At 54.8% G+C, this 24,949-nt stretch carries 26 protein-coding genes; 4 read left to right on the top strand and 22 right to left on the bottom strand.

Annotated features, from left to right (window positions below):
- Nucleotides 1-38: 38 nt before the first annotated feature.
- The 4 genes from ACXI0A_RS11055 to ACXI0A_RS11040 all read right to left on the bottom strand — a co-directional run bounded on the left by ACXI0A_RS11055 (nt 39) and on the right by ACXI0A_RS11040 (nt 3,775).
- Entirely contained in the window at nt 39-389 is a 351-nt protein-coding gene (locus tag ACXI0A_RS11055) for a hypothetical protein (protein WP_224928568.1), read from the bottom strand.
- 196 nt (nt 390-585) lie between these two features.
- Nucleotides 586-1,380 (bottom strand): SDR family NAD(P)-dependent oxidoreductase, encoded by a 795-nt coding sequence (locus tag ACXI0A_RS11050; RefSeq protein WP_224928571.1) that lies wholly within the window; start codon nt 1,378-1,380, stop codon nt 586-588.
- An 83-nt stretch (nt 1,381-1,463) separates the two neighbouring features.
- Nucleotides 1,464-2,633 carry an MFS transporter gene (locus ACXI0A_RS11045; RefSeq protein WP_476148875.1) on the bottom strand — a complete coding sequence of 390 codons (1,170 nt, stop codon included), beginning with the start codon at nt 2,631-2,633 and terminating at the stop codon, nt 1,464-1,466.
- The gene (locus ACXI0A_RS11040; protein WP_476148877.1) at nt 2,630-3,775 is read right to left on the bottom strand and encodes a serine hydrolase; all 1,146 of its coding nucleotides are present in this window, start codon (nt 3,773-3,775) and stop codon (nt 2,630-2,632) included. Before ACXI0A_RS11040 ends, ACXI0A_RS11045 begins: the two co-directional genes overlap by 4 nt.
- A gap of 113 nt (nt 3,776-3,888) precedes the next feature.
- Between ACXI0A_RS11040 and ACXI0A_RS11035 the strand changes: the two genes are divergently transcribed.
- Both ACXI0A_RS11035 and ACXI0A_RS11030 read left to right on the top strand, forming a co-directional pair.
- Complete coding sequence (locus ACXI0A_RS11035) at nt 3,889-4,779, top strand: LysR substrate-binding domain-containing protein (protein ID WP_476148879.1); 891 nt, start codon at nt 3,889-3,891, stop codon at nt 4,777-4,779.
- Nucleotides 4,780-4,864: 85 nt separating this feature from the next.
- Complete coding sequence (locus tag ACXI0A_RS11030) at nt 4,865-5,722, top strand: DUF1932 domain-containing protein (protein ID WP_476151077.1); 858 nt, start codon at nt 4,865-4,867, stop codon at nt 5,720-5,722.
- Here the strand turns inward: ACXI0A_RS11030 and ACXI0A_RS11025 are convergent.
- The 7 genes from ACXI0A_RS11025 to ACXI0A_RS10995 all read right to left on the bottom strand — a co-directional run bounded on the left by ACXI0A_RS11025 (nt 5,695) and on the right by ACXI0A_RS10995 (nt 10,551).
- Nucleotides 5,695-6,279, bottom strand: a complete 585-nt coding sequence (locus ACXI0A_RS11025; protein ID WP_476148881.1) for a P-loop nucleotide/nucleoside kinase family protein — start codon at nt 6,277-6,279, stop codon at nt 5,695-5,697. The two genes, ACXI0A_RS11030 and ACXI0A_RS11025, sit on opposite strands and share 28 nt — an antisense overlap.
- Nucleotides 6,276-6,713, bottom strand: coding sequence for a PTS sugar transporter subunit IIA (locus tag ACXI0A_RS11020; protein WP_224928588.1), 438 nt, complete (start codon nt 6,711-6,713; stop codon nt 6,276-6,278). The genes ACXI0A_RS11025 and ACXI0A_RS11020 overlap by 4 nt, the downstream gene beginning before the upstream one ends.
- 9 nt (nt 6,714-6,722) lie before the next feature.
- On the bottom strand, nt 6,723-6,992 hold the full coding sequence (locus ACXI0A_RS11015; RefSeq protein WP_034827286.1) for a hypothetical protein: 270 nt from the start codon (nt 6,990-6,992) through the stop codon (nt 6,723-6,725).
- 64 nt (nt 6,993-7,056) lie between these two features.
- Nucleotides 7,057-7,899: a class II fructose-bisphosphate aldolase gene (locus ACXI0A_RS11010; protein ID WP_224928591.1), complete on the bottom strand. Its 843-nt coding sequence runs from the start codon at nt 7,897-7,899 to the stop codon at nt 7,057-7,059.
- Entirely contained in the window at nt 7,886-9,253 is a 1,368-nt protein-coding gene (locus ACXI0A_RS11005; protein WP_224928594.1) for a PTS sugar transporter subunit IIC, read from the bottom strand. Before ACXI0A_RS11005 ends, ACXI0A_RS11010 begins: the two co-directional genes overlap by 14 nt.
- Entirely contained in the window at nt 9,246-9,560 is a 315-nt protein-coding gene (locus ACXI0A_RS11000; protein ID WP_476148883.1) for a PTS sugar transporter subunit IIB, read from the bottom strand. The genes ACXI0A_RS11005 and ACXI0A_RS11000 overlap by 8 nt, the downstream gene beginning before the upstream one ends.
- A gap of 10 nt (nt 9,561-9,570) precedes the next feature.
- On the bottom strand, nt 9,571-10,551 hold the full coding sequence (locus tag ACXI0A_RS10995) for a 6-phosphofructokinase (RefSeq protein WP_476148885.1): 981 nt from the start codon (nt 10,549-10,551) through the stop codon (nt 9,571-9,573).
- 435 nt (nt 10,552-10,986) lie between these two features.
- Here ACXI0A_RS10995 and dld point away from each other — a divergent pair, with 435 nt between their 5' ends.
- Nucleotides 10,987-12,681 (top strand): D-lactate dehydrogenase, encoded by a 1,695-nt coding sequence (gene dld, locus ACXI0A_RS10990; RefSeq protein WP_476148886.1) that lies wholly within the window; start codon nt 10,987-10,989, stop codon nt 12,679-12,681.
- Nucleotides 12,682-12,782: 101 nt separating this feature from the next.
- Here the strand turns inward: dld and ACXI0A_RS10985 are convergent, their stop codons facing one another.
- From ACXI0A_RS10985 to ACXI0A_RS10945, 9 genes are all read right to left on the bottom strand, one after another.
- Complete coding sequence (locus tag ACXI0A_RS10985; protein ID WP_476148888.1) at nt 12,783-13,367, bottom strand: YceI family protein; 585 nt, start codon at nt 13,365-13,367, stop codon at nt 12,783-12,785.
- A gap of 136 nt (nt 13,368-13,503) precedes the next feature.
- On the bottom strand, nt 13,504-15,828 hold the full coding sequence (gene pqqF / locus ACXI0A_RS10980) for a pyrroloquinoline quinone biosynthesis protein PqqF (protein ID WP_476148889.1): 2,325 nt from the start codon (nt 15,826-15,828) through the stop codon (nt 13,504-13,506).
- Complete coding sequence (gene pqqE / locus ACXI0A_RS10975; RefSeq protein ID WP_479485254.1) at nt 15,828-16,967, bottom strand: pyrroloquinoline quinone biosynthesis protein PqqE; 1,140 nt, start codon at nt 16,965-16,967, stop codon at nt 15,828-15,830. The genes pqqF and pqqE overlap by 1 nt, the downstream gene beginning before the upstream one ends.
- The gene (pqqD, locus tag ACXI0A_RS10970; protein ID WP_224928612.1) at nt 16,954-17,232 is read right to left on the bottom strand and encodes a pyrroloquinoline quinone biosynthesis peptide chaperone PqqD; all 279 of its coding nucleotides are present in this window, start codon (nt 17,230-17,232) and stop codon (nt 16,954-16,956) included. Before pqqD ends, pqqE begins: the two co-directional genes overlap by 14 nt.
- 4 nt (nt 17,233-17,236) lie before the next feature.
- A complete protein-coding gene (pqqC, locus tag ACXI0A_RS10965; RefSeq protein ID WP_224928615.1) occupies nt 17,237-17,992 on the bottom strand; it encodes a pyrroloquinoline-quinone synthase PqqC in 756 nt (251 codons plus the stop codon).
- Complete coding sequence (gene pqqB, locus ACXI0A_RS10960; RefSeq protein WP_476148892.1) at nt 17,989-18,915, bottom strand: pyrroloquinoline quinone biosynthesis protein PqqB; 927 nt, start codon at nt 18,913-18,915, stop codon at nt 17,989-17,991. The genes pqqC and pqqB overlap by 4 nt, the downstream gene beginning before the upstream one ends.
- Nucleotides 18,916-18,970: 55 nt before the next feature.
- Nucleotides 18,971-19,042 (bottom strand): pyrroloquinoline quinone precursor peptide PqqA, encoded by a 72-nt coding sequence (gene pqqA / locus ACXI0A_RS10955; RefSeq protein ID WP_010617686.1) that lies wholly within the window; start codon nt 19,040-19,042, stop codon nt 18,971-18,973.
- A 150-nt stretch (nt 19,043-19,192) separates the two neighbouring features.
- On the bottom strand, nt 19,193-20,218 hold the full coding sequence (locus tag ACXI0A_RS10950; protein WP_476148894.1) for a membrane dipeptidase: 1,026 nt from the start codon (nt 20,216-20,218) through the stop codon (nt 19,193-19,195).
- A gap of 79 nt (nt 20,219-20,297) precedes the next feature.
- Nucleotides 20,298-21,230 (bottom strand): aliphatic sulfonate ABC transporter substrate-binding protein, encoded by a 933-nt coding sequence (locus ACXI0A_RS10945; RefSeq protein ID WP_476148896.1) that lies wholly within the window; start codon nt 21,228-21,230, stop codon nt 20,298-20,300.
- Between the two features lie 312 nt (nt 21,231-21,542).
- Here ACXI0A_RS10945 and leuA point away from each other — a divergent pair, with 312 nt between their 5' ends.
- A complete protein-coding gene (gene leuA, locus ACXI0A_RS10940) occupies nt 21,543-23,228 on the top strand; it encodes a 2-isopropylmalate synthase (protein ID WP_476148898.1) in 1,686 nt (561 codons plus the stop codon).
- Here leuA and ACXI0A_RS10935 read toward each other — a convergent pair.
- On the bottom strand, nt 23,179-23,961 hold the full coding sequence (locus ACXI0A_RS10935) for a helix-turn-helix domain-containing protein (protein WP_476148900.1): 783 nt from the start codon (nt 23,959-23,961) through the stop codon (nt 23,179-23,181). The genes leuA and ACXI0A_RS10935 overlap by 50 nt on opposite strands.
- Nucleotides 23,962-24,825, bottom strand: a complete 864-nt coding sequence (locus ACXI0A_RS10930) for an NAD(P)-binding domain-containing protein (protein ID WP_476148902.1) — start codon at nt 24,823-24,825, stop codon at nt 23,962-23,964. It lies immediately after the preceding gene.
- Nucleotides 24,826-24,949: the final 124 nt, after the last annotated feature.

Here is a 24,949-nt window from a genome sequence, read left to right as displayed (position 1 = left end):
CGGTGAATAACAAGGTTTACGCGATGGAGTGCGTAATGTTATTCCCGGAAGACGCAGAAGGTCAGATGCCGCCGCTGTACGGGCGGAAAGAGAGGCTCACGACGATAGCCTGTTGTTGGCTTAGATGAGAACAGCGTGGTGAGTAATGCGATTACCATCAACAGAAATGGCATGGTGCTGTCGATAACTGGCGCAGCCGCGTGCAGTGATTTAGCGCTGATTGAGCAGAGTTTTTCACCACCGACAGAATCGACATCACTGATGGATGACGCGCTGATGGTGGTCTGCGATGCAGTGGGCAAGTTAAAGCTACGCTGGGCGAGACAAAACGCCAGCACCAGACAGAGCAGTGCCAGAATCCATTTTGCGCGTTGTGATGATTTGGTCATGCCATCGCCCCAGAGTAAAGTGCGGGCATTTTATGCACATGCAGCAGAAACACCAAGCATTGCAGTGTAAACTTTTGTCTTAGTGTTCTTGCCTGTGCTTAACGTAGCGGCACAATGCGTTGTCCTCTGGCAGCTTGATTGCTGTTAGAGGGCGAGATAAATCTCGCCGCTACGGTTTTGTCGGTGTTATTGATCGTTAAACAATATCGTCCACCACACCGCCATCGACACGCAATGCCGCGCCGGAGGTGGCTGAAGCTTGTTGCGAACAGACATACACCACCATATTCGCCACCTCTTCCACTGTGGCAGCGCGCTGGATTACCGAACTCGGACGCTGGGCCATCACGAACTCTTTTGCCAAAACCTCCAGTGATTTTCCGGTGCGTTTCACTTCCTCTTCCATCATTGCAGCAAAGCCATCGGAGAGCGTTGGTCCTGGCAACACGCTGTTCACCGTCACGCCGCTGCCCGCCGCCACTTTCGCCAAACCGCGCGCCAGGGACAGTTGCGCAGTTTTGGTCACGCCGTAATGCACCATATCGGCGGGGATATTGCGCGCCGATTCAGAAGAGATAAACACCACGCGACCCCAACCGCGTTTCACCATCTCCGGCAGCAAGGCGCGAGACAGTCGCACACCCGACATCACGTTGGTTTGCCAGTAGGCCTCCCAGGTTTCATCATCGGTGGCGTAAAAATCCTGTGGTCCGTAAATACCCGCGTTGTTGACCAGAATATCGATGGGCGGTAATCCGTTTAGCAACTGCTTCACACCCTCTGCGCTGCCGAGATCGGCAATAAAAGTATGAATTTTGGCTCCCGCCACCAATCCATTCAGCTTCTCACGCGCCCGGCTCACTGAGGCTTCACTGCGCCCGTTAAGCACCACTTCGGCACCACTCTCAGCCAATCCCTGAGCAATCGCAAAACCAATGCCGCCTGTTGATGCAGTGACTAATGCGGTTTTACCGTGCAAATCGATTTTCATAAAGGTCTCCTTGATGGATGCGGAACATCCATCAAGCCTGGTTGAGACTGCAAAATATGCCTTATCAAATCATGCGGTTATTATTACGCCCCGGGATTAGCATACGCGCGAACGGCACGCTTTCTACCTCGCCAAATCGCCCACAGCGCCATTGCCATCAGCAATAAAAGCGCAGGGGCAAAACTACTGACGCCGACGCTTTTCAATAACGCACCACCGATGATTCCGCCACCGGCAATCGCCAGATTCCATATCGTGACCAGCATCGACTGTGCAACATCCACCGCTTTACCGGCATGCTCCACCATCGCGGTTTGAAACAGTGTGGCCACTCCGCCAAACGCCAATCCCCACAGCATCACGGCTAACCAGATCGCCATTGTCGTGGCGGGAAACAGTTGCAGCAACAGTGCGGCAACCATAAACAACAGAGTGCTGATCAACAGCATCGGCTGTAAGTAGCGATCCACCCACCAGCCAGTGATAAAAATGCTGATCAGCGAACTGACGCCAAACAGCAGCAATACCGCGTCGGCGCGGGCTGCCAGTCCGGCAGGTTGTAAAAACGGCACGATATAGGTGTAGAGAATGTTGTGCGCCAGTACGACACAGAGCACCAGCATGAGCACTCTTGCCACACCGGGAAGCATTAACACCTGGCGCAAAGGCAAACGCTGCTGCGCCAGCTGCCCTGGCCGCTCAGGCGCAGTCAGCCGCAATATCAGCATCAGCAGAAGCGATAAACCACTCAGTGCGGCAAAACTCAGGCGCCAACCGATGACATTGCCCACCAGGGTTCCCAGCGGCACGCCGAACGCCAGCGCCAGTGGCGTACCGGCCATTGCTATCGCGATAGCTTTGCCCTTCTGCTCAGGCGGCACCATGGCGGCGGCATAACCCGCCAATAGCGCCCACAGCAGACCCGCTGCAATCCCGGCCAGTACCCGAGACACCAGCATTAACGGATAACTGCTCGCCAGCGCGGTTGCCGCGTTGGCAAGGGTAAATCCCACTAGCGCCAATAGCAGCAGGCGACGTCGCGGCACGCCCTGCAACATAGCCATCAACGGTATGGCCGCCAGGAAAGAACCTATCGCATAGGTCGATACACTCTGGCCCGCAGCAGCCACTGAAACCCGTAAGTCTTGCGCCATGGGCGCCAGTAGTCCGGCGGGCAAGGCTTCGGTAACGATGGTGACAAACGCCGCCAGACTGAGTGTTAATAGAGGCACTAGGGGTAGACGTGCGCTCATTGGGCCCCCTGTATCGCCAGGTAAACGGCATCGCGCAGGTCATTAACAAATTGTCCGGACATGCCTTCGTAAAGCGTGTTGGTAAAGGCCACCACACTCAGTGCCTGTTGCGGATCGACAAACCACGCATGACCGTAAGCGCCACCCCATCGCCAGGTGCCAACGGATTCAGGTGAGCCCGCCAGCAGCGGATCGCGCAATACCGAGAAGCCCAGCCCAAAACCGACCCCGGGCATATCCGGCAATACGTGCTGGCTGACTTGATCACGCGCCATCTCTGCTACCCATTCAGCTGGCAATAAAGTGCTGCCTCCGTGGCGCAGCATTTCCAACAGCGTCATGAGATCGCTGACCGTTCCGACCATGCCTGCACCGCCGGATGGAAGCGCCTGAGGATCGTATACGCGTGCAGGGCTGTACGGGATACCTACCGTCCCTTCAAACGGTGCCACCACTTCTCCCTCACGCAAGATATGTGGACGCGGCTGGTCGCTGACGTAAGCGGTTGCCACAGATTGATCGGCTGGCAGTGAGAAGCCCGTCTTTTTCATCCCGAGTGGCCCGGTGACCAGATGATGTATGGCTTCAGGCAATGGCTGTTGCTGGACTTGTTCAATAATCGCCCCCACAACATCAGTCGCCAGTGAATAGCACCACGCAGTTCCTGGTGCGAATAGCAAGGGGACAGTGCCAAGCCGCTGAAGATTCTCCTGCAGGGATAATGGGGTTGCATCCATTCCATCTGAGACACCCGCCCGCGCATAGGGTCCATTTGGTGTGGCTTCAAGGAAACGATAGCTGAGACCGGCGCTGTGGCTCAGCAGTTGACGCAACGTGATCAGCGCCCTGCTGCCATCAGGCTGCAGCGGTTTAAACGTTGGCAGCCAGCGCGTGATATCGCTATCCAGTGACAGCCTTCCTGCTGCGACCAGCACCATCGCCGCAGTACTGACTATCGGCTTGCTGACGGAGGCGAGGCGAAAACGCTCGCCCACAGTCATCGGTCGTTGGTTTTCGCGATCGGCATAGCCTGCTGCCTGATGGAACAGGGTTACGCCATCGCGCTTCACCATCACCTCCATCCCTACCAGACGCTGTTCATCCAGCGCCGTTTGCATCACCTGCTGAAGTATCTTTTGCATTATTTTCGCTCCTGATTCATGAGTTCGATTAAGGTAGCCACTTCCCGATTGCGGAAAAAGTAGGGTACATTTCATGACTCACCGGACATTTTTGTCCTGAATAAGGGGTCGAGATGGACAGCCTCAATGGATTTATGGTGTTCGTTCAGGTGGCGGAAACACGCAGCTTTGTAGCCGCGGGACGACATCTGGGGATTACGGCGTCGGCGGTTGGGAAAAGTATCGCCCGTCTGGAGGACCGGTTAGGAGTGAGGCTGTTTCATCGCAGTACGCGTAGCATCACCCTCACCGCTGAAGGCACGCTGTTTCTGGAGCGCAGCAGGCGCATTCTTGCTGAGATTGAAGCAGCTGAAAGCGAGTTGTCTCAGGCTGCACAACGTCCGACCGGGAGATTAAAACTTAGCCTGCCTATCGTCAGCTCACTGATTCTGCCCGCGCTGGGTGATTTTATGGCGGCTTATCCTGATATTCAGCTGGATCTCGATTTTAGCGATCGTCTGGTGGATGTGATTGCCGAAGGCTATGACGCGGTGATGCGGGGTGGACCGCCAACGGATTCGCGCCTTTCGGCGCGCAAGTTAGGTTACGCCTATTCTGTTGCCGTTGCGTCACCCGAGTATCTGGCGCGTCACGGTACGCCACAGACGCCCGAAGCGTTACAGCAACATGCCTGTCTGCATTATCGCTTCAACACCACCGGCAAGCTGGAACGCTGGGTGCTGCGCGGTTATGAAGATGAACATGAGCTGGCCTTACCCCAGAGCATGGTGTGTAACAACATTGAGACGCGCGTCTGCTTTGCGATGCGAGGTTTAGGGATCGCCATGCTGCCGGATTTCTCAGTGCGGGAAGCCCTCGCGCAAGGCACGTTAGTTGAAGTCCTCAGCGATTATGCCTGTCACCGCAATGTGTTTCATCTGCTGTGGCCGGCCAGTAAGCACCCTTCACCTAAGGTTCGCGCGTTAATCGATTTTCTCAGTACGCGAATCTTTTCGCCGGGTTAACGGTTGTATTTGCTTGCACTTCCCTGCGCACGATCCTTTTCGCACGTTCCATACTGAGAACATGAAGCCTAAAGGAGTTATCGTGATGACAACCATTGCTATCGCCGCACCCGGCGCGATGGGCGCGGCCATCGGGGGTGTACTTGCCCAACACGGGGCGCGGGTGATTGCCCCGTTGAGCCAACGCTCCGCCCAATCTCAACAGCGTGCACATCAGGCCAATATTGCCAACTGCAGCGCAGAGGCGATTTGCGAGGCCGATATTATCCTTTCAATCCTGCCGCCCGAATCGGCACTCAGCTGGGCACAGCAGATGGCCCCGCTTCTGCAAGCTGCCGCACATAAGCCGCTGTATGTAGATTGCAACGCCATCAGTCCGGAAACGCTAAAGCAGGTGGCGCAGGTGATCGAAAGCACCGGCACACCCTTTGCTGACGCGGCGATTATTGGCTTGCCCCCGGGCGAGCAGAATCCTTCCGGGCCACGTTTTTGGTTTGCAGGGCCCCATGCCGACAAACTGTCGCAGTTAAGTGATTATGGATTGCGCGTACGGGTGATGAACGCTGAAAACGGTGCCGCTTCGGCATTGAAGATGGCTTACGCCGGTATCAACAAAGGTATCACTCTGCTGACCTCGGCAATGTTGATTAACGCCAGCCGCGTGGGTGCTGCGGATGCGTTACGTGAAGAGATGCAGGAGAGCCAGCAGGCTCTGCTGCAAAGAATGGCGAAAGCCACGCCGGATATGTTGCCGAAGGCCTGGCGCTGGGCGGCGGAGATGGATGAGATTGCCACGCTGAATCAGGGCGAACTGGCCACCGATCAACTCTATCGAGCACTTGGTGAAATCTGCCGCCAGCTGGCTGATGATCAACAACACGATCAACAGTTCAGCGCCCTGCTGGCGGCCTTCTTTCAGCCTGAAGCGGATAAAGCGGGTTGAGCATTCACTGGTAAACGCAGTTGCCGTTGCAGCCAGGCCGTCGCAGCGCCCTCGTCAGGATCGCAGGCATCGAGTTGCAACACCGGCCCGAGCGCCATCGGCTGCGCCGTTTCCGCCAGCTTACGCAGTTCAGGCAGGTACTCGGCACCCGGATGCCCCGGCATACGATCGGTGAGTCGTAACTGATAACGCGCCACCGCTTCATCTGGTGTGATTGAAAGCCACAGCTCCAGTACCCGGGTAACACCCGCCTGCTGCAACCCTTGCTGCAACACGTCTTTGGGCTGGAAGCCAAACCAGGCGTCAATCAGGTAAACGCAGCAGCTGGGCGCTTGTCCAACGACCTTCCAAATCGCCTGATACGCGGCACAGCCCAATTGACGGTTGCGCAGACGATCCACTGGCGCAAAGCTTGCCATAAACGGTTCTTTAAGGCTGTCCAGCGTCAGCACTGGAAAACCAAACTGTTGCGCCATGGCCCGTGTTAGCGTGCTTTTACCCGATGCAGGAATGCCGTTGACCAGCACCACGACCTTTTCTTCAGTGTGAGAAGTCATAGGATTTCTATCACCTCCGCGACGCTGCTGGCCCGGCGTAACCGCACCAGCGTTTCTTCATCCTCCAGCAGTGAAACAATCGCGCGAATGCCTTCTTCAATGTGAGCATTGCTGTCACGCGCACCGAACATAATCACGATGTCGGCTTTGTCACTGCCCTCGAACGATATCGGCTCATCCAGCAGAATCATGCTGAAGCAATCCTTGAGCACGCCGGTCTCTGGGCGCGCATGCGGAATCGCGATCCCTTCCTCAAATACATAATAAGCACCGTGCGTTAGCGTATTGGCAATCACCGCCTCTGGATACGAATCTTTCACATATCCACCGCTAACCAACGGTTGCGCGGCCAGCGCGATCACTTCACGCCAGTCCGTGGCGCTGATCCCCACCTGAATCGCATTCGCTTCTTGCAGCAGTCGTTTAATACTCATACTGCCTCCTTAAATTGACTTGCGGATGGTGTTGCGCAGTTCATCAATTTTAACGAACAGCGGATCAATTTCCTGACGAAAACGGCGGCTTTTCGCAAAGATATTTAATGCGCGATTATATTCCAGCATTAATTGTTTCTGCGTATCGACCGCCTGCGGATTAACAGCGAGCTGTTGTTCCAGCTCGCTAATTTTTCCACTGATGGTTTCTGCCTGAAGATCTATTTCTTGTGAATCCTGGCTCTTATTCTCCGAGCCCTTTTTCAAGAATCCAAACATAGCGTCTCCTGCCCCGAATGGCGCCAGGGCACCTCAGGTTTATTACATCATGAGTGAGTCGAGATTAACGGAACAGTGAAATCTTTTCTACCAGCACATTGGTTACGGCATCATTAGCGGGCACCAGGAAATTACGCACGCTGTCGTTCACCCGGCCTTTTTCAAACGTCTGCTTGCAGTTTGCCACCCACTGCACGTTCATTTCCGTGCCGACGTTCACCTTTTCGATACCGCTGCGCACGGCCAGACGCATATCTTCATCGCTCACGCCGGTGCCGCCATGCAGTACCAGAGGCGTTTTGGTGGCATCCGTGATATCCGCCAGACGCTGATGCTGAATGTGTGCCTTACCGGTATACAACCCGTGTACGGTGCCGATGGAGATGGCCAGCATATCCACGCCGGTTTCTTCGACGAAGCGTTTGGCATCATCTACGGTGGTGAAGGAAGCATCGTTCATTTCCACTTCTTTACCGTCTTCTGAGCCGCCAATCGCACCCAGTTCCGCTTCTACTGAGACGTGCAGTGGACGCGCCATATCAATTACGCGACGGGTATTGGCAATATTCTCTTCAATCGATAAATGCGAGCCGTCATACATAATTGAACTGAATCCGGCGTCCAGTGCCGTTTGAATGGCATCGAGATCTGAACAGTGATCCAAATGCAGGCACGTTGGCACATTACGACTTTCTGATAACGAGCAAATCGCATCGACTAATAATTTATGTCCGAGATATTTCGCCGTACCGGTTGAGATCTGAATCATTAATGGACTGTTGGTTTTCTCTGCTGCTTTAAAAAAGGCCGGTAACATTTCCAGGCAGTGCAAATTAAAGGAACCGAGCGCTTTAAATTCACGTTCTTTAGCCACCTGTAACAGATCGGTAAAGTTATAAAGTTTCATGAAGCTTTTCCTCGTGGGATTTAGGGGATTTTCCGTTAACAAACCAGGCGATCAGAGTGATGAAGAGAACAAACAGCGCGACGAACAACCAGTTGCCCTGGAACGCATGTCCCAATACCAGGCCGGTACTGATGACGTCAGAGTCACTGAAGGTCACACCGGTGAAACCGTAGCTTTCGAGCATCGGCACCAGAATGGCCGGCAGGAAAGTGATGAACAGGCCGTGCACAAAACCGCCGATCATTGCGCCGCGACGTCCGCCCAGCGCGTTACCAAACACGCCTGCAGTGCCACCGGCAAAGAAGTTGGTCAGCAGCCCTGGCAAAATCATCGCCAGACCAAACATTGGGAACACCAGCATGCCGACCACAGAACCCAGCGTTGTCGCCAGGAAGCCGACGATCACGGCATTCGGCGCGTAAGGGAACATCACCGGGCAGTCGAGTGCGGGCTTAGCATCCGGGACCAGGCGCATGGCGATACCGCGGAAGGCTGGCACCAGTTCGTTCAGCAGTAAACGCACGCCGCTGTACAACACGAACACGCCGGCAACAAACTGAATCGATTGCATGAAGGCATACATCAGGTAGTTCATGCCGTTGCTGTACTGACCAATAAATTCCGGACCTGCTGCCACGGCTGGGATCAGGTACATCGGCACCATTACCACTGCCATCGACAGATAGGTGTCCTGCAGGAACTTAAAGTTGTCCGGCAGTTTAAGGTCTTCCGTCGAGCGAGAACCTTTGCCCACCACTTTCGCCACTGCCGCCGTCAGCAGATAGCCGATGGTGCAGAAGTGTCCAAGTGCCACGTCGTCAGAATCCGTGATACGACGTACCACAGGTTGTGCCAGCGCAGGCATCACTACCGCCATAATGCCGCCGAAAATGCCACCGGTAAGGATCAAAGGTAAACCTGTCAGCCCCGCTTTATAGCCAATCACCGCACCGATGGTCGCCATCCACAGCAGCGCTTGCCCGGTGAGGAAGATGTATTTGAACGGCGTCAGACGCGCGATGATGATGTTGACGATAAAGATCACCAACAATGTCAGCGCCACTTCTGAGCCCAGCTCGCGGCTCGCTAACCCGGCAATGGCGGCAACGTCGGTGATATAACCCTTCATGCCAAAACCGTGGGTGAAGATGGTGTTCAGGAAGGTCAGCGTACCCACAATAATGTTGATACCCGCCATCATGATTAAGAAGCCCAACAGAGTTTTAAAGGTGCCTTCCACCACCTTACCTGCGGATTTTTTCTGCAGTAGCAGACCAATCAGGGCAATAAAGGCGATCAGAATCGATGCCTGCCCTAATAAGTCTTTTACCAGGAAGTCGATCACACTATTCATGGTTAGAAACCTTCAGATTACGTTCTTTCATAAACGCCACGATTTTTTCTTCAATTTCTGCCTTGTCGGTCAGCTTATTTAGAATAATCACCCGTTTGATTTGCTCGGGGCTGGCATCGGCATTCAGGACATCCGCAAAGGCTTTTTGGGTTAGAATCATGTCGGACTTAAAAGCATTGGCTTCTGAAATCGTGGTGTGATCAATATCCGCTTCAATTTCGAGTTTCTTTAATACGGATTTGGCGCTCATTTCAATAGCGAAACTTGAACCCAGACCACATCCACAGACACATAATATTTTCAGCATGGTGTTTTCCTCACAGAATATGCAGTTGTTTAGCGAGTTTGTAATGATGCCCTTCGGTATCAACCAGGCGTTTTTTCATGCTTATAAGATCAATCGGTATCGGTCGATTACTGCCATTAATAATCACCGCTTTGTTGCGCATCCCCGATTGAATGCAGCGCGCAACTTCACTGGCCATAATGGTGCCTTGATAAATCTCTTCACAGGTCGGGTCACCACTACGCAAGCCGTAACCGATGATAGTTTTACGAATACGTACACCAATCAGCGGTTCAATCTGTTTAATTAAGGTATCTATTGCTCCCTGAAAGCCCGGTGAATATTCACGCGTGTAACCTTCAGAGCAGAGAATCACTACGCTGTTCTGCGCGGCAAGGCGCTGTTTGATGCGGTCTGCCAGCTCCTGCGGCGGAATCTGACACTCTGGAATCAGTGCGAAGTCAGCATTCGATTTAATCGCCGATTGCAGCGTCAACTCGCCACAATAGCCACCGAGTAGTTCCACCATAAATACGCGACCGGTTAACGCGCGGCCGGTATTTCTTAATTTCGAGACTTCTTTTAATACCTGCTCACAGGCGGTGGAAAAACCAATGGTGTAGTCACTGCCGAAAACGTCATTATCAATGGTCATGCCCACGCCAAAGCAATTCACGCCAAATTCACTCAACGTATGCAGGAATTGTAATGAGCCATCACCCCCGGCCATGATTAATACATCGATACGCAGCACTTTGAGGTGTTTAGTGATAATTTCATATTCCGGACGAATTAATTTCCTTGTAGTTCTCCCTGACTGCATAACCGGAATAGAAGTGATGGCGTAATCCACCAAATCACGCTGCGATATTTCCTGATGACGATTTTCCAGTAATCCCGGAATGCCGCCATTAAATAACACCATATTCGCCTGCGTCATGCGTGATAATTGAAACACGAAGTTATTGATTCCGGTTACATCGCCACCGCTGATCACTATGCCAATTCTCATTGTCATCCATCCGTATGCTGTGCGTCTGACATCCATTCTTCCGGTGAACGACTTTTCTATTTGCAATGAAGATCACATTTTCACTATGAATTTATCTGCCCGGATCATTGACACCGTCCCTGAAACTTAATTTTATGTGATATATATCACATTGGATATTTAGAGCACTAATCTATAAAGTCATTAAAATCATTTAGTTAAATTTATTTTGCACTGTAAAATGCACAGGCCGTTTAATCGCTTCGCCAGCTTCATTTCTTTCGATCCGAATTGTGATTGCCCACGCATTTTTATAGGAACGCAGACGTTTCCCCACGAAAGATAAAGGGATAATGATTCAGTGCGTTATTTCTTGATCAGTGCCGATGAATGATTGACGTCACGTTTATCTGGCTGTCCAATATCGCAGCAAATAAATGACGAAGAAGAGAAATTATGACCAACTCGCAGGAGATGTTGCGTCAGCTCGCTGGCATAGTGGGCGACAAACAGGTATTGACCCACGCCGATGACAAAGCCAGGTACACCAAAGGATTTCGTGTGGGCCGAGGCGAAGCGTTGGCGGTGGTGCTGCCGCTAAGCGTGCAGCATCTGTGGCAAACACTAGAAGTCTGCGTGGCACAGGGTGCCATTATTTTGATGCAAGCCTCGAATACCGGCGTGACCGGCGGGTCAACCCCGGATGGCAATGATTACGATCGCGACGTGGTCATCATCAGCACTCGCCTGCTTAAGGGTGTACAGGTGATCGATCAGGCGCGCCAGGTGATCGCCTTCCCCGGCACTACACTGACCGAACTGGAACAGACGCTGCAACCGTTGGGACGCGAACCGCACTCGGTGATTGGTTCCAGCTGCATTGGCGCGTCAGTGGTTGGCGGTATCTGCAATAACTCTGGCGGTTCACTGATTCGCCGGGGCCCTGCATTTACCGAGAAATCACTGTTTGCCCGCATTCATGACGATGGTCGCCTGGAAATGGTGAATCATCTGGGTATCGATTTGGGTGAAACACCCGAAGCGATGCTTAAGAATTTGGTTGAGCAACAGTATCAGACCGGCGATCAACCCGACTGGCAGGGCAAAATCTGGGCCGAAGATTACGCCGATCGCCTGCGGGATGTCACCGCCGACTCCCCTTCACGCTTCAACGGCGATCTGCGTTACCTGCACGACAGTTCCGGCAGCGCAGGCAAGGTGGTGGTATTTGCGGTGCGTTTGCCCACTTTTGAAGCCAGCGCGGGCAGCGATACCTTCTATATTGGCACTCACGATGAAAGAGAGTTGGTAGCACTGCGCCGATTTCTCCTCACCGAAATGTCCGAACTGCCGTTGCAGGCCGAATACATTCATCGCAACGCGTTCGATTTAACCGTGCGCTACGCCAAACATATGTATCTGGCGATTCGTAAACTCGGCCCGCAGGCTATTCCTAAGATGATGGGAAATAAAGCGAAATGGGATGTGCGTGTCAGTCATCTCCCTTTCCTGCCGCGTAATTTTGTTGATCGGGCACTGCAATGTTTTAACCAGTTGACGCCGAGCTTTATCGCCCCGCGCATCATGGCCTACCGCGATGAGTATCAACACCATCTGATGATCAAGGTCGATGCGCAGCAGACCCGCGAGTTGCAGACGTTGTTGCAACGATTCTTTGCTGAGAAGAACGGCGGCTTTTTCCATTGCAACGCACGCGAAGCCGCGGATGCCTTCCTGGTGCGTTTTGGCGTGGGCGGGTGCACCATCTCTTATTGTGATGCGCTAGGTTACAACCCGAATGAGCGTCTGGTGGCGTTTGACGTGGCGTTGCGTCGCAATGACGATGACTGGCGAATCACCCTTCCGGAGCATCTGGCGGCACAGGTACAAGTCGACTCCTGCTGCGGACACTTTTTCTGTTATGTGAATCATCAGGATTATGTGCTGAAGGAAGGGGTGGATGCGAAGGCGTTTAAAGAGGCGGTGAAAGTCTATCTTGAACAGCGCGGTGCGAAATATCCGGCTGAGCATAATGTCGGACATCTCTATCAGGCGTCGTGTGAGCACGTGGCCCACTGGAAGCAGTTGGATCCGACCAATAGCTGCAATCCCGGCGTAGGAAAGACCAGCAAGAAGAAGTATTGGGCGTAAAGGCATAACCTAAAACCGTCTCATCTTCTCAGTGGTTACGCATCCTGCCCCCTTTCCAGAAACAGGATGCGCAACCTTACTTGTCTGGCATGCAGAACGAATTACTTTGCGTACGCCTCGGTGGAAAGGGTCAGCGTCACATCATCGCTTACGGCTGGTACATACTTATCCAGTTTGAAGTCCGAACGTTTGATCACGCCTGTAGCATCAAAACCAATCGCCTGCTTCTTCACCATCGGGTGCATGCCCTGCTGATTCAGTGTGGCGTGCAGCGTGATCGGTTTAGTAATGCCTTTCAGTGTCAGATTGCCTTCCACATCAAACTTGTTATCGCCCTTCGCCACCACTTTGGTGCTGTGGAAAACGGCTGAGGGATATTTGGCGGTATTAAAATATTCCGCGCCGAGAAACTCTTTGGTCAGCGCGGGCACATGTGAATCAATCTGTGAAACCGGCAATGTAACATCCACGCGCGACTGCTCTGGATGATCCTTATCAAATACCAGCGTACCTTTGCTGTTGGGGATGTCAGCCGTTGGATGGGAGAAACCGAAGTGCGTCCAGGTCACAATAACCGAGGTGTGCGCGGGATCGAGGTCATAATGCATAGCCGCAGCCTGTGAAACGGGTGCATACAAAGCAGCGGTTGCCAGCAACGGCAGGACCAGGCGTGTAACGTTTTTCACTCAGAGTTCCTTTTAGATCGGGAGAATCTATTGAGTGTCTCGGAATCCCGGGCCGAGGAATAGTGAAGAGATTTGCCCGTGACCTTCAAATATATTCAAAAATATCAGTGGGTAATAATTTACAGTGGTGAAAGTTTTACGGCTTTTCTACCGCGATGAGAATTCGCCAGCGGCGGCGTTCGCGCATTAATCGGGTATGAAGCTGCTGGATTAGGGGCAACGTCAGGGATGCAACCGCATCACGCGTGAGGTTCGGCAATCCTTGCTGTTGCCGCAGCCCCTGCAGTGCGGCTTCCGCATTATCGCTGGCATCGCACTGCTCGCGCAGCGTGGCTTGCCAGGCCGCTAGAGTTTGCGGCGAGATGGCGCCTAACTCTGCCAAGGTCTCATGTAAGAAGCGTTTGCAGTGTCCCAGCAGCGTTTGCCATGGAATCTGTGGCGACTGGAGTGCCAGCATCAGCCCATCGACATCCGCCACGCGCTGGTAGCGCGCCGACACCACATAGCCAATCTGCTGATCGACCCGCAGTCGCTGGAAAAAGCGTGGTTCCAGCAGCAACGACAGCGCGCGCAATGCGGCTAAATGCCTGTCATCAGCCAGCGGCAGCGGAATAAACAGCAGCAGTGCCTGATCGCCTCCGGTACAAGGAATCGGCTTAATACCTCGTTGCAAGCGCGGCGGCTGAACACAGTTTGCCAAATCGAGTGCGAAGTCGCTGAGTAAATGCGACACACGCTGATGTAAATGCGTGTGTTTGCCACACCATGCTGCCAGCCATTGAGCGTCAATGGTCGGGGCAATCAATTGATTCGGTAAGGCAGCGAGAAGCTGACGAATCACGATCGTTTGGGCAGGCGGCAGCGGTTTTGGCTGGGGTGTCAGGTTCAATGCCTCAAGTGCGTGATGCACGGCCAGCAAAGCTTGTGACTCACATGCAGGCAGATTCAGCACCAACTGCCAGATGCCCTGTCTTTGCTGCCAACTGCCACTGCCTCCTGCATGACGCAACTCCGCCAGCACTGGACGCAGTCGGGTTTGCCGTGCCTGCGCTTCGGCATCACTCAGCGTGTGGTAAAAGGCGGGTCGCAACAGCAAGGTTTCAACCTGCTGTCGGGGCGCGAAACGCGGCAGCGGCATCGCTATCGGCGATAACGGGGGCCATACGGCCGGTTGCGCAGTGGGATAGAAAAAGAGTGCAGGCGTTGGGAATGTGCTCGGGCTTTGCGGCAGCCCTTTTTTGCGCAGCAGCGTGAAACCTTGCGTCTGGACGCTTTCTGGCGAGTCCAGCTGCTGCTGTGTGAGCAAGCGTGAGCAAGGCACCTGCGCCAATGCGGCTATGAAAGCACTGAAACCCTGCGGCACATAATCGGCAGGCGCAAAGCCCAGCGCCCGGCCTCGCAACTGCTCCAGTGGCGATAAACAGGCAAAATCGTGCCGCGCCAGCTGCGCATAATGCTGCTGTTGCTCAGAGGAGCAAAGTTTGATGGCCTCTAAATGCTGCCAGAAGCAGTGTTCAATGTGATGAGCCTGCTCCGCACTGATTTTAGGCCCGCTGAAGCGCAGCGCTAACCAACCGTGCTGCGCATCCTGCCACAGCCATTGCCCCTGTAGCGTATCGCACAATCCAGCTTCTCTAAGCGCGTTCAGCAGGCTGCCCGGCGCTTCATCTTGCCAGAATACGCTGAGCAAGGTGACGTTGTCACGTAGCGTGTGTTCATCACCCGATAACATCAGCGTTAGCCAGAAGCTTTCATCACCTGATAGCTGCAACATCGCGTCGTCTGGAGGCAGTGTGGGTGTTGGGTTTGCGTGTTTGCTTTTAGCTGAACTGAGCGAAGAAAAACGCTGCGCGAGTTGCGCCAGCTCATCCAACGATTGCGGGCCCTGTAACCACAACTCCATGGCACTCGCGTGATAAAAGCGCTGATGGAAGTCGCGCAACGCAACCTGCAATAACGTGACGTTGTCACCAAAAGCCTGCTGATTACCAACGCGAAAACGTTGAAATGCCCCACCCAACACATCCACCAGGGCCGTTTCACAAAGCGTGTCGGCATGATGTTGCAGAAGTTGACATTCCGCATCGATCACCGCCACTTCCTGCTCAATAGACTGCTGGCTTAACAGCGGCGCGGCGATAACATCGCTCAACCGCTGCACACCTTCAGACAGGTTCGCCGCAGGGAGCTGGAAAAAAAAGGCGCTGTGGCTAAGTTGCGTGGTGGCGTTGACCTGCCCACCGCGCTGTTGCACCCACGGCATCAGGCGCTCGCTCTCTTTAAAACGCTCGCTACCGCAGAACAACAGATGTTCCAGCAAGTGCGCTAAACCCGGCCAGCGGTCGGGTTCGTCCAGACTGCCTGCCTGCACGCGGATCAACGCGGCAGCGTCGCGCGCCCCAGCTTGATGATGCAGGTGGCAACGCAGGCCATTGGCTAACACCAGCTGGCGCGAGGTCATCAGGTCACGCGCTGCTTGAAGATCAGCTCGGAGTTGGAGCGATTGCGGAACTGAAGCTGGGCGATTTTGATGTCGCTGCAGGTGGCTTCGCGCCGCGCTTCCAGGATTTTGCCGTGATGCGGTGACTTACTGCACACCGGGTCGGTATTATCCGCATTGCCGGTCAGCATATAGGCCTGGCAACGGCAGCCACCGAAGTCCTTCTCTTTCTCATCACAGGAGCGGCATGGCTCCGGCATCCAGTCATAACCACGATAGCGATTGAAACCAAACGAGTTATACCAGATGTCTTCCAGGCTGTGCTCAAGCACCGACGGGAATTCCACCGGCAACTGACGCGCACTGTGGCACGGTAACGCTGTGCCTTCCGGTGTCACACTCAGGAAGATCGAACCCCAACCGCCCATACAAGGCTTTGGCCGCTCTTCGTAATAATCCGGCGTGACGAACAGCAGATTAGTGAGATTGCCGGTTTCGCTCATGCGCTCACGGTACTCCGCCACCACCGCTTCCGCATGGGCAATCTGCTCACGCGTTGGCAATAAGCCCTGACGGTTAAGATGCGCCCAGCCATAGAACTGACAGGTCGCCAGCTCCACGTCGTCGGCTTCCAGCTCAATGCACAGGTCAATGATCTTGTCGATTTGATCGATATTGTGGCGATGCAACACGAAGTTCAGCACCATCGGATAACCGTGCGCTTTAACCGCTTTTGCCATCTCCAGTTTCTGCTGGAAGGCTTTTTTCGAACCGGCCAGCGCAGCGTTGAGCGTTTCATCGCTCGCCTGGAAGCTAATCTGGATGTGATCCAGTCCCGCATCGGCGAAGGCGTCGAGTTTTTTCGCCGTCAGGCCAATACCAGAGGTGATCAGGTTGGTGTAGAAGCCAAGATCACGCGCTGCCTTGATCAACTCAGGCAGATCTTTACGCGTCAGCGGTTCGCCGCCCAAGAAGCCCATCTGCACGCTGCCCATGGCGCGTGCCTGACGGAACACGTCGATCCACTGCTCAGTGGTCAGCTCTTTCTCCTGTTGCGAGAAGTCGAGCGGGTTTGAACAGTAAGGGCACTGCAGCGGACAGCGATAAGTCAGCTCAGCCAGCAGCCACAGCGGCGGCGTGGCGGTTTTATTCAGGTTCACGACACTGGATCCATTTCTGTTCAACGGCGGATTGCAGGAATTCCTTCACGTCATCATCTACGCCGCCTGCTTCCGGAAAGCGGCTGTTCAAAATAGCGATAATCGCCGCAACATCCTGCTTGCCGGTGACCAGTTCAAGAATAGCCGTGGCGGTTTCATTCAGTTTGGCCATGCCTTCTGGGTACAGCACCACATGACTATCTTGTGCCGCTTCCCACTGCATGCGATAACCACGACGAAAAGCCGGAATCAAATTATCGTTCATCATCTTATACCAGTCTTGTACTGTGCCATGACACCTGATCGGTGACGGTGTGGTAAGGCGGACGTTGAAGCGCATACGCCATGGTCATCGCATCCAGCAGCGTCCAGAGAATGTCGAGCTTGAACTGCAGGATTTCCAGCATACGGTTCTGCTGCTCGGCTGTGGTAAACACCTCCAGCGCCAGTGCCAGGCCGTGTTCCACATCGCGATTCGCCTGGCTCAGACGGCTGCGGAAGTAGAAGTACCCTTCTTCTTTGATCCACGGATAGTGCTGCGGCCAGCTGTCGAGACGCGACTGGTGGATTTGCGGCGCGAACAGCTCGGTTAGCGAGCTACAGGCCGCTTCCTGCCAGTTGGCACGACGGGCAAAGTTAACGTAGGCATCCACGGCAAAACGCACACCTGGCAGCACCAGTTTTTCTGACAGCAGGACTTCACGATCCAATCCCACCGCTTCACCCAATTGTAGCCAGGCTTCGATACCGCCTTCCTGTCCGTTGCTGCCATCATGGTCGAGAATGCGTTGCACCCATTTGCGACGCGTCGCCGGATCCGGGCAGTTAGACATGATCGCCGCATCTTTCAGCGGGATATTGGTCTGATAGTAAAAACGGTTCGCGACCCAGCCCTGAATCTGTTCACGGGTCGCGTCGCCATTGTGCATCGCGATATGGTACGGATGATGAATATGGTAAAACGCGCCTTTGGCACGCAGCGCCTGCTCGAACTCTTGCGGCGATAAGGCTTCGGTAATGATCACGATGCACTCTCCTGCAGATGAATCGCCATGCCGTCCCAGCTCACTTCAATGCCCTGCTGCGCCAGATACTGACGCTGCGGCGACTGCTCGTTGAGAATCGGATTGGTGTTGTTAATGTGAATCAAAATTTTTCGTTGCGCGGATAGCGCAGCCAGCAGCGCCATCAGGCCGTGCTCTTCTGCCAGCGCCAGATGGCCCATGGCTTTGCCGGTGTTTTTACCGACGCCGGTGGCGAGCAGCTCATCGTCTTGCCAGACGGTGCCGTCAATCAACAGGCAATCGGCTTTTTCCAGCCACGGCATGATCACGGCATCGGGTTCACCCAGACCTGGCGCATACAGCAGCGTCTGGCCATTGGCGGTATTTTCAATAAACAGCGCCACGTTATGACCCGGCAACGGGCGATCGCGATACGGCGAATACGGTGGCGCATTGCTGAGAATCGGGATCGCGGTGAACTGCAGGTTACGGCACACATCGACGCGGAACGGTTCGAGTGGCGTAAGACCATGATGCTGTAGCCCGCCATTCCAGTGCTGTAACATGGTGAAAATCGGGAAACCGCTGGTGAGATCGGCATGGACCTCGGGCGTACACCACACCTGATGTGGGCAGCCTTCACGCAGACTGAGCAAACCGGTGGTGTGATCGATCTGACTGTCGGTGAGAATGATGCTGCCAATCGCCGTGCCGCGCAGCACCCCTTTTTTATTCAATTCGGGCGTGTGGGCGATCTGCTGGCTGATATCCGGCGATGCGTTACACAGCACCCAATCTTCGCCGTTGTCACTGACAATGATCGAGGATTGCGTCCGCGCCTGAGCCTGAATCGTACCGTTGCGCAGGCCGCTGCAATTGGCGCAGTTACAGTTCCACTGCGGAAAGCCGCCGCCTGCCGCTGAACCGAGCACTTTAATAAACATGAGAGATGACCAGAAAGAAAAATAAAATGCCCGCACGAACGGCGGGCAGAAAGTCTTAGCGGTTGGAGATGTACAGAGTCACTTCCAGGCCCAGACGCAGGTCAACAAATTCAGGTTTTTTCCACATAACTTTCATCCTCAAATCAAATAACGCAGAGCAGGCTCTGCTGGAAATGCTTGCACCAGTAAACGAATTTTCTGGTAACAAGGCACGACGCGGGCTGATGTTGCGCCAATGTAACGGTCAGATCAACCCCGATTAGGTAAGGGAATTGTGCTAATCCTGCCAAATCTGTTGCAGGACACGCTGCCAGTTACCCCAGGCAAACTGCTCAATCACGGTATGATCATAGTCGAGCGAGTTGAGCAGTGCATACAGACGCGGCAGCCCAGACACATCTTTCAATTCATCTGGCACACTGATGCCGTCAAAATCCGAACCAAATGCTACGTTTTCTGGCCCCATTATTTCAACTAAATGATCCAGATGTTTAACAATTTCGATCAATGGCGTATCAGTATCGCGTTTGCCATCTGGCCGTAAGAAAGCGTTACCAAAATTAATACCCACCACACCGCCGCTATCGCGAATGGCACGCAGTTGATCGTCAGTGAGGTTACGCGGCTGGGCGCAGAGCGCGTGCGCGTTAGAGTGGCTGGCCACTAGTGGTGCGTTTGAGAGCCGAGCGGTATCCCAAAACGCTTTCTCATTCATGTGTGACACGTCGATCATCATGCGATGCCGATTGGCAGCAGCGATAAGCTGCTCTCCTGCAGCAGTCAGGCCTGACCCGGTATCGGGTGAATGCGGGAAAGCACCGTTCACCCCCTCACCGAAGCGGTTAGGCAGGTTCCAGAAGGGACCGATGCTGCGCACGCCGGCCTGATAAAAGGCATGCAGGTCTTCGCCATCAGCATCGAATCCATCGGCCCCTTCGATATGCGCCACCATCGCAAGCACACCTTCCTGGCGGCAGGCAGCGATATCCGCGGCGGTCAGACACAAACGCGCGCGCCCGGCGGACTGTGCCACCAGCGTTTTCAGGATATCGAGTTGCTGCCTGAGAATTTCCAGCGGCTGCCACGGCTCATTTGCACGTTGAGGTGCCACTTCGTTGATGTAACGCTGCGGCGGGACAAAGAGCGCAAATAGCCCGCCAGCAAATCCGCCTTGCTGCATACGCGGAAAATCCAGATGCCCTTTCTCAATACCGGAAAAAAAGACGTCAGCGGGATCGTCACGATGATGCAGCCACAGGTTGAGCAGCAGGTCGTTATGGCCATCGAAGGTTTTAAATAACATAGGGAGTCACACAGCGAGACAACATGGGCGCTATGCTACGCGCGCCCTGCTGATTCGCCAAACAAAGGGGCACAAAGCGTTAGTTCTGTGCAACCTTTAAGCCATGATAGAAAGTGGGTTTAACGTCGAGATGCTGCTTGATCAACCCATATTTTTGATAAAAATCGGCGGTGTCCTGCTGTTGTGCGATGGTGGCGTCATCAATGGCTTGCCAGTGCGACTGGCGTCGTGCAAAGGACTTTGCCGCCGCTTCTTTGGGAAAACCGATGATTTTCGCCAGCGTGGTGGAGTATTCATCAACGTGGCTATTGGCCCAGCGATCCGCTGCCGCAAGACGGTTGACGTAATCCTGCAGCGCCGCGCGTTTGGCCTCGTCGTTGAGGGCCGCATCGGTCGCCGCCAGGAAACTGTTACCGCTAGAAAGACCCACGCCGTTGATTAATACGCGGCCTGTATGGGTGACTTCCGCCAGCGCGGTATAAGGATCCCAGGTTGACCAGGCATCTACCGATCCGTTGGCTAATGCGATGCGTGCATCGGCGGGCGTCAGGAAACGGAAGTTGACGTCTTTATCGGTTAAACTGGCCTTTTCCAGTGCTTTCAGCGCTTCAAAATGACCGATGGAGCCGCGCCCGGTGGCAATATTTTTGCCTTTCAGCTCGGCCACGGTTTTGATCGCTGAATCCGGGCTCACCAATACCGCTAAGCCTGCGGGTACGGATTTACTCACCGCCACCGCTTTCACCTGCGAACCGGCCGCCAGCGAAAATAGCAGCGGCGCATCACCGATGATACCCGCATCGACGGCGCCCGCATTCAGCGCTTCCGCCAGCGGTGCCGCTGCCGGGAACTCCGCCCATTCGATTTTGTAATTGAGATGATTAAGTTGCTGCGCCGCTTCCATCTCGGCGTGCATATTGCCCTTCTGGTCGGCAATACGTAGCGTGACGGTTTCCGCCGCGGCGGTTCCGCTGGCAAGCATCACAAACAGGGCTAAAGCTGTTCTTTTCATTCTGTTTTCTCTTCTGGCGTAAAACCCCAGACTACCCTGCTGTGCTAAAAGCCCAGATGCCGATTTCGTCTGAGGAATATCATCCTGCGCATAAGCAGTACAACGCTTTTGGTGGTCGATTCTCATCACCCTCCACACTTCGTCGCGTGGATTCTGAACGGTCGGGATAGAGAGGGTTCACACAATTGGGGGCCCGGCTGTTGCGGCAACTTCACAACGATATGTCAGTTATGCAACGCGAGTTGTCAGTTATGCGTGAGCAGCACGCGGCGATGTGGTCCAGACTGAGTACAGACCCATAAGGAGAACCTCATGCTGAAGCACCCTGCAGAAAAATACCGTCCCTACCCGGTGATTGATTTACCCGATCGTCAGTGGCCTTCGCGCCAGCTCACCCAGGCTCCACGGTGGCTATCCACCGATCTGCGTGACGGTAACCAGGCGCTGGCTACGCCCATGGACAGCGCACGCAAGCTGGAATTCTGGCAGCTGTTACTGCGCTGCGGTTTCAAAGAGATTGAAGTGGCGTTTCCTGCCGCCTCGCAAACCGATTTCGACTTTGTACGCCTGCTGATTGAGCAGCATCATATTCCGCAGGGTGTGGCGATTCAGGTGCTGACGCAGGCGCGCAGCGATCTGATTGAGCGCACCTTTGAAGCGTTGCGTGGTGCACCGCAGGCGATTATTCACATGTACAACGCCACTGCACCGTTGTTCCGCGAGCGCGTATTCCGCCAGAGCAAAGCGGAGATCATTGAGCTGGCCTGCGCCGGGGCACGGCAAATCCGCGCACAGTGTGAAGCACAAAGCGATACCGCCTGGACCTTCCAGTATTCGCCAGAAACGTTCTGCTTTACTGAACCAGAATTTGCGCTGGAGATCTGTGAAGCGGTGGCGGCGATCTGGCAACCGGGTCCAGAGCGCCCGATGATCATCAACTTGCCCGCCACGGTGGAAGTGAATACCCCGAACGTCTATGCAGACCAAATCGAGTATTTCTGCCGCCACTTTAGCCAGCGTGCCCAGGTGGCGATTTGCGTACATCCGCATAACGATCGCGGTACTGGCGTGGCCTGCGCCGAGTTGGCGATACTGGCCGGAGCCGATCGCGTTGAAGGCTGCTTGTTTGGTAATGGGGAGCGCACCGGCAATGTCGATATCGTGACGCTGGCGCTGAATTTGTATACCCAGGGCGTGGCCCCGGAACTCGATTTCAGCGATATCCAGCAGGTGCTGGAAGTGGTAACCCGCTGTAACCAGTTGCCGGTTCATCCGCGCCATCCGTATGCCGGAGAACTGGTGTTTACCGCGTTTTCAGGTTCGCATCAGGATGCGATCCGCAAAGGCTTTGCCGAACGTAATGAACGTCAGGAAGCCGTCTGGCAAATGCCGTATCTGCCGCTCGACCCTATCGACATCGGTTGCAGCTATGAAGCGGTGATTCGCGTCAACAGTCAGTCGGGTAAAGGCGGTGCCGCCTGGCTGCTGGAACAGAACCATGGCCTGCAGTTGCCGCGCGGATTGCAGCAGGATTTCAGCCGCATTGTGCAGCAGCAAACGGATGGTCACGGTCAGGAGATGACACATCACGCGTTGTGGCAGCTGTTCTGCCAGCATTACGGTTTAACGCAACCTGCACGTCGCTTACTTGAAGCGGAAAGCCACAGCGATGAGAAAGGTGAAACGCGTTTTAAAGCGCGAGTGCAGGATGGTGAGAAACCGTTGACGCTGGAGGGCAAAGGGAATGGATTGCTGTCGGCGGCAGTCGCGGCACTGCGACAGCGCTATGATCTGGCCATTAGCATTGAGGATTACCACGAGCACACGCTGGGTAAACGCAGTGACAGCCGCTCCGTCACTTATATCAGCTGCATCAATGCGCGCGGCGAACGTGCGTGGGGCGTGGGCATCGATAATGATGTAGCACGTGCCTCGTTACAGGCATTGCTCAACGCTGCCCACGCTTTTCTGCCGCAGGAAAGTAATTCGCCGGCGTAACACCGAGCACACGGCGAAACATTGCACTGAAGGCGCTCGGGCTGTCATAGCCCAGTTCGAGCGCCACTGTTAACACCGTTTCACCCTGTGCCAGCCGCGCCAACGCCACGCTGAGGCGCGCGCGGCGCACCCAGTCGCTGAACTGCAAGCCGGTTTCGCGGTTGAAATGACGCGCCAGCGTGCGTTCGGCGACACAGAGTTCGCTGGCCGCTCTCGCGAGTGTCCAGCTTTCTCCCGGCTGCTGGTGGATTTGCTGGCACAGTGCGCGCAGCCGTTCACTCTCCGGCCACGGCAGGCCAAACGGCAGTACATCCATCACACGGATTTCATCGAGGATCAATTCGTAGATGCGTTCCGCACGACTGCCAGAGGCGTATTGATCCGGCAATGCCAGCGCACTGACGATCAGCTCCCGCAGCAGCGGGGAAATCTGCACTACCTGACAGCTGGCAGGCAGATCGGCTCGCGCCAGCGGATCGACAAACAGTGTGCGTGCCGCCACCGATCCCACAATATGCAGCGCGTGCCCGGTACCCGCCGGTAACCAGACGCCACGACTTGGCGGCACAATCCAGCTTCCCTGCCGGGTCTCGACTTTCACCACGCCGCTTAAGGTATGGATCAACTGCGCGCAATCGTGGTGATGCCACGACTCCGCCTCGCCATGCGCATAATCGTGGGCATATGGCACCAGCGGGCGATGGGTAAAATCGAAGTTGAGCCGTGAACTCATTTAACGTTTCAGGTACTGATAGACCGCCGCCAGGTCTTGCTCGCCGTAACCGGCATCCACCGCCTTCTGCCAGACATCGACGATATTCTCCAGTGCGGGCAGTTTGGTGTCTCCAGCTGCATCCAGCGCCAGCCTGGCGTCTTTGAGCGCCCAAATCAGATGCATCTGCGGGGTGTAATCGCCACTGGCCATCATGCCGAGCTTCATTTTGGCATAAGGTGCCGCCAGCGGTCCGCCCTCCAGCACTTTCCACAGATCGTCGGTACTGAATCCAAACTGCTCCGCCAGGCGTGTACTCTCCGCCAGACTTTGCATCAAGCCAATCAGCCAGCTGTTTACCACCAGCTTCATGCGCGAACTGGCGCCCGCTTCACCCAGCCACTGTGTGCCTTTACCAATCGCAGCAAACACCTGCTCTGCTGCCTGCGCTTTGCTTTGATCGCCGCTGGCCATCACCAGGATTTGAGCGTTTTCGGCAGGCGCTTTGGTGCCGGATACCGGGGCATCAATAAAGAGCACATCCGGACGTGAGTGCTGTAATTCGGCAATCAGTGCATCAGTCGCCTCCACGCCAATGGTGCCCATCTGGCAGACGGTCGCGCCCTGCTTTAATACATCGCTCGCGTCAGCCAATGTCTGGCGCGTAGTGTCGCCGTCAGAGAGCATGGCGATCACCACGTCTGCGCCTTCAACGGCCTGCGCTGCGCTGTCAGCCAGTTGCAAACCGGCATCCAGCAGATCTTCACCCTTCGCACGTGTGCGGTTCCAGCCACGCACCACGAATCCTTTTTTCAGTAAGTTGGCGGCAAATGCATGCCCCATTGCGCCTAAACCTAATACCGTGACAACCGGTTGCTGACTCATCTTCACTCCCTTATGTGCTTGCAGACAAAACCGCCAGACTGACAGAAATTCCTGCTGACAGCCAGGCGAGAGGTGCGGGGAAAAATATGTTTCACGTCTCCAGGACGCTCACAAACGCCATTCG

Source organism: Pantoea sp. C1E2 (assembly GCF_056491465.1).
Note: the sequence above shows the minus strand (reverse complement) of the source record. Positions and strands in the feature narration are given on the sequence as shown.